At 51.9% G+C, this 8,257-nt stretch carries 8 protein-coding genes and 1 pseudogene (1 of these 9 only partly in view); 8 read left to right on the top strand and 1 reads right to left on the bottom strand.

Annotated elements, in window-relative coordinates:
• Positions 1-77 (top strand): annotated as a pseudogene (locus COV46_09010) (hypothetical protein) (it extends 1,525 nt beyond the left edge of the window).
• A gap of 8 nt (positions 78-85) precedes the next feature.
• Here COV46_09010 and COV46_09005 read toward each other — a convergent pair.
• Positions 86-772, bottom strand: a complete 687-nt coding sequence (locus COV46_09005) for a hypothetical protein (protein ID PIR16289.1) — start codon at positions 770-772, stop codon at positions 86-88.
• On the opposite strand from COV46_09005, the gene COV46_09000 reads away from it, so the two are divergent.
• From COV46_09000 to COV46_08970, 7 genes are all read left to right on the top strand, one after another.
• The gene (locus COV46_09000; protein ID PIR16288.1) at positions 771-1,001 is read left to right on the top strand and encodes a hypothetical protein; all 231 of its coding nucleotides are present in this window, start codon (positions 771-773) and stop codon (positions 999-1,001) included. The two genes, COV46_09005 and COV46_09000, sit on opposite strands and share 2 nt — an antisense overlap.
• Before the next feature lie 230 nt (positions 1,002-1,231).
• Positions 1,232-2,038, top strand: a complete 807-nt coding sequence (locus COV46_08995) for an NAD(+) kinase (GenBank protein ID PIR16287.1) — start codon at positions 1,232-1,234, stop codon at positions 2,036-2,038.
• Positions 2,039-2,445: 407 nt separating this feature from the next.
• Positions 2,446-2,922, top strand: coding sequence for a ribosome maturation factor RimP (locus COV46_08990; protein PIR16286.1), 477 nt, complete (start codon positions 2,446-2,448; stop codon positions 2,920-2,922).
• The gene (locus COV46_08985; protein ID PIR16285.1) at positions 2,843-4,393 is read left to right on the top strand and encodes a transcription termination/antitermination protein NusA; all 1,551 of its coding nucleotides are present in this window, start codon (positions 2,843-2,845) and stop codon (positions 4,391-4,393) included. Before COV46_08990 ends, COV46_08985 begins: the two co-directional genes overlap by 80 nt.
• A gap of 13 nt (positions 4,394-4,406) precedes the next feature.
• Complete coding sequence (locus tag COV46_08980) at positions 4,407-6,761, top strand: translation initiation factor IF-2 (protein PIR16284.1); 2,355 nt, start codon at positions 4,407-4,409, stop codon at positions 6,759-6,761.
• 59 nt (positions 6,762-6,820) lie between these two features.
• Positions 6,821-7,180 carry a ribosome-binding factor A gene (gene rbfA, locus COV46_08975; GenBank protein ID PIR16283.1) on the top strand — a complete coding sequence of 120 codons (360 nt, stop codon included), beginning with the start codon at positions 6,821-6,823 and terminating at the stop codon, positions 7,178-7,180.
• Positions 7,181-7,252: 72 nt separating this feature from the next.
• Positions 7,253-8,257: DHH family phosphoesterase (locus COV46_08970; protein PIR16282.1), on the top strand; the 1,005-nt coding region annotated here is incomplete at its 3' end.

Here is an 8,257-nt window from a genome sequence, read left to right as displayed (position 1 = left end):
AAAATTGCAACACGTTGATTTATAACGGTTCATCCTTCGACAGGCTCAGGACGAACGAGCAATTTACGGGTTTTTAGAGGTGCCCTTAAGAGTATAATCCGTGCGTGACGATATAGACGGCTACCTGCCGGGTGACCAGCTCCTTAAAACTCTTTCCGTTCTTAATGCAATTTCTTACATCCGTTGAGCTTATGTCCGGTATCAAAGAATCGGGACCTCGCGGAACCCTGATCAATTGAATAAGAGAATTTATCTTTTCCGAATCCTTCCATTTTGCGGCGTCCTTTGCGGTATCGCTCCCAACAATAAAATAGAACTTATATTCCGGATAGCGTTCGGTGAAGTGTTCGATGGTGTTTATAGTGTAGCTCACATCTCCCATCTTTTTTTCCGCGTCCGATATTATCACCCTGCCGCCGAACTCCTCAAAGGCGAACTTGCACATCATGACCCTGTCTTTGAAAGGAGCCATCACCTTGTTGTAGGGATGCATGAAGCAGGGGACCGCCCAGATCTCGTCGACGTCGTTCTTGACAAGAAGATGGCGGCATATTTCCACATGCCCCTTGTGTGGGGGATCAAAAGAACCGCCGAATATGCCTATTCGTTTTCTCATAGTTAACCTCGAACTTGTCATATTGCCCATTCCGCGACCCTTTTGTTCGAGAAGAGGATGGCTGCCATGGGGAATTCGGCCACGCTTGACCGACAAGCCTTCTCGGCCAAAAAACATGTGCGGCTTTGGTTGTTTTGATCCGCTCATCCTGAGCATGTCGAAGGATGAATATAAAATGACCGCTGAATTTTGGCGGCTTTCCTGCGGCAAGCTCGGTCAGCCGCCAAAATTTAAAGCCGCTCACATGTTTTTTGACCTCGTACGGCTTATCGGTCATCCCTCCGAACAAATGTTCGTCGGGAACGCTAGTGGCCGCTTTCCCCATGGCAGCCATCCTCTTCAAGCAAATGGGATAACTTTATTGGAAGGTTTACGCGAGTTTTGAAGGGGCGGGTGGGGTGTGAGAGCGACGTCGCGGAAGACGCGGCAACGGCAGCCCGTTCGATAGATGCCGCGTCTGAGCGCCGAGGTGCCAGCTTCGCGGCATGTGAGCGAAGCTGGACACCGGTCGCTCGAATACCTCACCCGCCCCTGAGAAACCAGTCGCATATTGGGCATTATGTCAATGAACGTATCTCTTGCAACGCGCTTACTTTCTAAGTATATATATCGGACATGAAACTAAATCAAGTTTTAGTCGTCTATAAGCAGGTTTCGGCATCATTCTCGGGAAAGATAGGCGGCGGCAGCTCTCTCCATCTTGCAACGCTCAACCGACTCTACGAGGTCCTTAAATCGTTCGGCATTCCATTTGGGGTAAAAAGCACCCGCCAGCTGAAGAATGTCGTTAACGCGGACCTCGTCATTACGCTTGGCGGCGACGGTACGGTGCTCTACACATCTCACTTTGTTCACAACTCGCCCATCTTGGGCATCAAGTCGTTCGGCAGGCAGAGTGTCGGATACTTTTGCGCCGCGACCGGCGAGACGATGAAGGGGTACATAAGGTCTCTGAAAGAGGGAAAGAAAAAGCCGATAAAACTTCACAGGCTTCAGGTCCTGATAAACGGCCAGAAGCTGGACGAGCTGGCGCTTAACGACGTGCTTTTCACGAACGTCCTTCCGGCAAGCACCTCGAAATACAGGCTTACAATAGGCGGCAAAACGGAGGAACAGAAGAGCTCCGGAGTTTGGGTCTCTACCGCGGCGGGTTCTACGGCGGCGGTAAGGGCGGCGGGCGGCAAGGTCCTTCCCCTTACATCCGATAAGATAGAGTATCTGGTAAGAGAGCCCTACTTTTATACAAAAAAGTATAGATTTAAAAGGGGGGTCCTTTCGTCCAATGCGGCCGTAAGAATAGCTTCTTCTATGCAACATGGGACCATATTCATAGACGGCGGTTCAACGCAGTATCCCGCACCCATGGGCTCCACGATAACCATCCGCAGTGCCAAAAAGCCCCTTTCGGTTTATTGGAGGTGAAACAACGTCGTTGCCTTTGGAAGGTTCCGCCATGGCAGGGGCCGCCTCTGTCCTTTTTATATCCAACGCACGAAGGAGTTATCCATCAGGGGGCGCGCCAGCCCGTAAGGAGCTGGTGTGCGCCCCCTGTGGGCAACTCCCCTCCAATAGTTCTTCTTGCCGAAGGGTTCCTTTGGTATTGACTTTTGGCATATACTTTACAGGGGGGTTACGATGTCTATTCCGACAACCTTGTCTAAAATATCGCTTGCAAAGTTAATTGAATGGGTATAGGAAACCAGTCCATCAGTATTCGGGCGGTTTATTTGAAGTGGGCAAGCGGAGCTTGACCCACTTTTTTGTTATATAGTGGTAGCAAGCAAAGTTACAGGCCAGCAAAGCTAAACCTTGCTTGCCTTGCCGGCATTATGGACATAAAGGCAATATCCGCAAAAGCACAGGCGGTCATAGAACCTGTTCTTCTAAGCCTTGGTTATGAACTGGTCGACTGCGAGTTCGTAAATGACCATGGCTGGGTCCTTCGCGTATATATAGATAACGAGGCCGGCTCCATAACGATCGCCGACTGCGCCGAAGTATCACGCAGTGTAAGTGCCGCACTTGATGTAGATGATGTCATTCCGCAGCGCTATTCGCTTGAGGTCTCTTCTCCTGGTTTAAACAGGCCTCTTCGCAGGCTCAAGGACTTTGAAAGGTTCAAGGGGGAGAAGGCAAGGATAAGGACCATTGAGCCGATAGACGGCCGGGGCAACTATATTGGCATCCTGCAGGGAGTTGCCGGCGATGATATATTGATAAACGTTGATGGCACCGAATACAAAGTGCCGCTCAATATGGTTTCAAAGGCGAAACTTGAACACGAATTCAAATCAAAAAAGGAGTAAAAGTATGGCAGGCGATCTAAAAGAACTGGACAGGGTATTGGAGACGATAGCCAAGGAGAAGAACATACCCAAAGAGAAGCTGGTAGAGGTCGTGGAGGCGGCGATCCTTACGGCCGCACGCAAGAAATGGGGCCACCTGGGAGAGATGGAAGCCCACTACAACACAGAGTCAGGTGAGATCGAGCTCTTTCAATTCAAGACGGTCGTTAAAGAGGTCGTCGACGATAATATCGAGATGACCATGAAAGATGCTCACAAGCTCGATCCTGATGCCCAGGACGGCGACAGCATCGGCGTTAAGATGGACGCAAAGTTCGGGCGCATCGCGGCTCAGGCGGCAAAGCAGGTGATCGTTCAGAAGCTGCGCGATGCCGAACGCGAAGTGGTCTACGGCGAATTCAAGGACAGGATAGGCGAGCTGATAACGGGTGTCGTCAGAAGGATAGAAAAGAACGGCGACATTATCATAGACCTTGGAAGGACCGAAGCGGTCATCCCAAGGAACGAGCTGGTACCCAACGAAAGATACAAGAACGGTGAACGCCTTCAGGGATATTTCTTTGAGATAGGCAGGGGAAGCGGTCCTCAGGTCATTCTTTCAAGATCACACCCGATGTTCGTTAAGCGTTTATTTGAGATCGAGACCCCCGAGATCAGCGAAGGCATAGTTGAGATCAGGGGTGTTGCAAGGGATCCCGGAATGCGCACAAAGATAGCGGTCTATTCAAGGGATTCGGACGTTGATCCCGTAGGCGCATGTGTTGGCAGAAAAGGTTCGCGCGTGCAGACCGTTGTCCAGGAACTTCGCGGCGAAAAGATAGACATCGTCCAGTGGGACGATGATGTGGCAAAATTCGCCTGTAACGCGATAGCTCCGGCAGATGTCAGCCGCATAGTCATAAAAGAGAAAGAGCATAAGATGGAAGTAGTTGTTCCGGACGATCAGCTCTCTCTTGCGATAGGGAAGAAGGGGCAGAACGTAAGACTCGCGGCAATGCTTGTCGGCTGGGACCTGGACGTCTTAAGCGAAAGCAGGGTGGACGAGCTCACCGCCCGGCACAAGGCCTCCCTCATCAAGATACTCGGAGTCGACGACGGAATTGCGTTGATATTGTACGGAAACGGGTATAGGACCACCGAAGACATCGCCGGAATGCCGGAAGAGGAGTTTTTAGGACTCGCGGGAATGGATAAGGACTCCCTTAAGGAGATCTATAGAAAGGCGATCGAGGCGAAGAACGCCGGGATCACCACCGCCGGCGTGATAGCGGAGATGATAGAGAAGGCAGAAGCTGAAAAGAAGATCGAGGCCGAGAAAAAGGCGGAAAGGGATGCGTTAGTCAAGGCAGAAGAAGAAAAACAGGCCGAGATAGACGCAAAGGTGAGCGCTGAGGCGGCGGCTACGGAAAAAGAGGATGAAGTCCCCGCAGAAGGCGAAACGACGGCGATTGATGACACAACCAAGGAATAATTAAATAAACATTATGGCCGAAATTGTAGAACAAAGAGTCAGGTCGACGGTTATCAGAAGAAGGGCGAAAAAAGAAGAGGCTCCTCCAGCCCCTGCAGTTGAAGAGGTGATAAATGGAGAATTTCAGGAAGGGACCGCGCCCTCTTCAGAGGCCGCCGCTCCATCCGCCCCTGTGGCGCATGTGACTCCAGTTAAAGCAGCTCCGGAACCTGTTGCGGCCCCGACGCCTGCTTCTGCGGAAAAACTGCAAGAGGTCGTCACAAGGCCTTCAAGCAGGGCCGAAGGCTCGCCGCTTAGAGGCTTGAGAATAATCAAGCAGGCAGAGCCCCAGCCGGTAGCAAAGCCAACTCCACCACCAACTACAGCCGCAGTCGTTAAGGAGCTGGAAGATAAGTTCAAAAAAGCGCCCAAAAAGAAACTTTCCAAGGCCGAGATGGATTTTGAGGCCATCAGGCGCGCCGGAGGCCTTAAACATTTCGTTGCATCGGACGAGGTTAAGGAGCTCGCGGAGCCTCCTAAAGAACAGGTTCAAAACCGCGTGTTCGAACCCGGTCCGCGCAGGAGAAGGATGGTAAGGCGCGAGTTCAAGAAAACGTCCATTACTCAGCCCAAGGCCTCCAAGAAGGTCATCAAGATAGACAAAGTGATCACGGTCTCTGAGCTTTCGCAAGGCATGGGAGTTAAAACAGGCGAGATCATAAAGAAGCTGATGGATCTCGGCATTATGGCCACGGTCAATCAGTCGATCGATGTCGACACGGCGACGCTTCTTGCCAAAGAGTTCGGCCACGAGATAGAGCATACTGCCTTTCAGGAAGAGAAGGTCATAGAGGGCGTCAAGAAGACGAAGGGCTCGAACGTGCTTGCAAGGCCGCCGGTTGTTACGGTCATGGGCCACGTTGATCACGGCAAGACGTCGGTCCTTGATTATATCAGAAAAGCAAAAGTGGCCGCAGGCGAGGCCGGCGGTATCACCCAGCACATTGGCGCTTATGAAGTAATGACATCAAAGGGGAAAATAACGTTCATCGATACGCCTGGCCACGCGGCCTTCACCGCTATGCGTGCGCGCGGTGCAAAGGTGACGGATATAGTGATCCTTGTCGTTGCCGCGGACGACGGTGTCATGCCTCAGACCAAAGAGGCGATAGACCATTCCCGCGCGGCCGGCGTTCCCATCATAGTTGCCATCAATAAAATAGATAAGCCCGAGGCCAATCTGGAACGCGCAAAGAGGTCTCTCTCTGAATACGGTATCCTGCCCGAAGAATGGGGTGGAGATGTGATATGCGTCGGAACTTCGGCCAAGACGGGCGAAGGGATCGACCAGCTGCTCGACATGGTCCTTTTACAGTCAGAGGTCATGGAGCTGAAGGCGGATTCTGGAACTGCGGCAAAGGGGGCCATTATCGAGGCAAAGCTCGATAGAGGTCTGGGCCCCGTTGCAACGATCCTTGTTCAGGAAGGAACCCTTAAAGTGGGGGCTTCGATAATCTCTGGTCTTCACTGCGGAAAGGTAAGGACGCTGATCAATACCCGCGGCGAACAGGTCGAGAGCGCCGGCCCTTCGGAGGCGGTTTCGCTGATAGGGCTTACCGGCGTTCCGATGGCGGGCGATGAGCTGATAGAGGTGGAGGATGACAAGGCGGCCCGCACGATAAGCGAACAGCGCCAGCAGAAGCAGAGGTTCGATGCGCTTTCAAAGACGGCGCGCGTAACGCTCGAAGACCTGCACAAGCAGGTGGCCGAAGGCTCGCTAAAAGATCTGAAGCTTGTCCTTAAAGCCGACGTTAACGGTTCGGCAGAAGCCATCAAAGAATCTGTTCCGAAACTTTCTACAGAGAAGGTCAAGGTATCTATAATCCATGCAGGTGTCGGTGCTGTGACCGAAAGCGACGTTATGCTTGCCTCCGCCAGCGGCGCCATCATCATCGGTTTCAACGTGGTTCCCGAGGCCGGAGTTGCGGCCATAGCCGAACGCGAAGGCGTTGAGATAAGACGCTACACCATCATCTATGAGCTGATGGATGAGGTCAGAATGTCGATGGAAGGCTTGCTGACGCCTCTGCAGGTGGAAAAGATCACGGGCCACGCCGAGGTGCGGCAGGTCTTCAATATCTCCAAGTTCGGCGTTATTGCAGGCTGCTCCGTCAAGGACGGCAAGATAGTCCGTAACGCGGGCGTCAGACTTCTGCGCGACAACGCTGTGATCTATTCCGGCAAGATGGATTCCTTGAAGCGCTTCAAAGACGACGCGCGTGAGGTGAACGAAGGCAACGAATGCGGTATATCTATCGGTTATAACGATATTAAAGAAGGCGATATCATCGAGGCTTTCATAATCGAGCAGGTAGCCCAAAAGATGTAACTAGTGACTCGTGACTAGTTATTTTATATCCTAGTTACAAGTTACAAGTTACAAGTTACATGTCACGAAATCTTCCATATAATAGGGCCGATCGTATCGCCCAGCAGATCTATCAGGTGGCGGCGTCGTTCATATACGAAGATACCGACGACGAAAGGTTGATCGGGATCCAGATCACCAGGGCCGCCATGACCAACGATCTTTCCATCGCCAGGATATATTTTTATCTGGACGGCGGAAAGGACAAACAGGAAGCCGCCAAGCATGCGCTTGAGGCCAAAAGGTCCGGACTAAAACACAAGATAGGTCAGGAGCTTTTGCTAAAGATCATGCCTAGGATAGACTTTTTCCTGGACGAAGGGGTTGAGAACGCCGAGAGAATAGAAGAGATACTAAAAAACCTGAAGTCAGAGGTCTGAGGTCAGAAATCAGAGGTCAGAAATCTGATATCAGACTTCCGATCTCTGACTTCTGACTTCGCATTGCATAATATGGGAGTTTATCAACAAGTAATAGACGCGATAAAGCAGGGCGACCGGTTCTTAGTGGCCAGCCATGCCCATCCCGACGGTGACGGTATAGGGTCCACGATAGCTCTGGCAAAGGGCCTTGAGTCTCTCGGCAAGAAGGTGAAGATGTACAACGCCGACCCTGTCCCGTACAATCTCAAGTTCCTTCCATATTCGGGAGAAGTGGTCAGCGAACTAGGTCCCGACGAAAAGTTCGATGTCACATTTATGGTGGACTGTTCGCAGCGCGATCGCATCGGGGGCGATGCCGCCGAGATCGACAGAGAACGCCTCGGCAAATTGATACTTATAGATCATCACAAGCTGAACTCGTCCGAGTGCGATATTGTATGTATCGATGTGGATGCGGCGGCCACTGGAGAGGTCATTTTTAGATTGTTCAAGGCGATGGGCCTTGAGGTCACAAAGGAGATCGCGAACCTTATCTTCTGTACATTTGTGGTAGATTCCGGTTCCTTCCGTTATTCCAATACCTCCGCTTCGCTTTTGAAGGACGCATCCGAGCTGGTCGAGGCCGGCGCCAGTCCCTGGGCAATATCGATGGCGATGGACGAATCGAACTCTCCGTGCGCGATAGACCTTTTAAGAATGGTACTTGGGACCTTCGAGATGAGAGATAAGACGGCATGGGTCGTACTGACCCAGCAGATGTTCAGCGACTCATGCGCCTCCGAAGATGTTGCCGAGGAATTCATCAATTATCCGCGTTCTATCCTTGGAGTGGAAGTTGCCATGCTTTTCCGACAGTTGAAGCCGGAAGAACCTGCCTCGAGCAAGTCCGCCAAAGGCGGGAGCAAAGAGAAGTGGAAAGCAAGCTTCCGCTCGAAGAATGCAGTCGATGTCCAAAAAATAGCCTCGGCGTTCAATGGCGGCGGACATGCCCACGCCGCGGGTTGCACGCTGGAAGGCGATCTGGCAAGCGTGAAAGAGAGAGTATTTAATGAAGTGCGTAAGTGTCTAAGTGCT

It is taken from the genome of Deltaproteobacteria bacterium CG11_big_fil_rev_8_21_14_0_20_49_13 (assembly GCA_002796305.1).
GTDB lineage: Bacteria > UBA10199 > UBA10199.
Note: the sequence above shows the minus strand (reverse complement) of the source record. Positions and strands in the feature narration are given on the sequence as shown.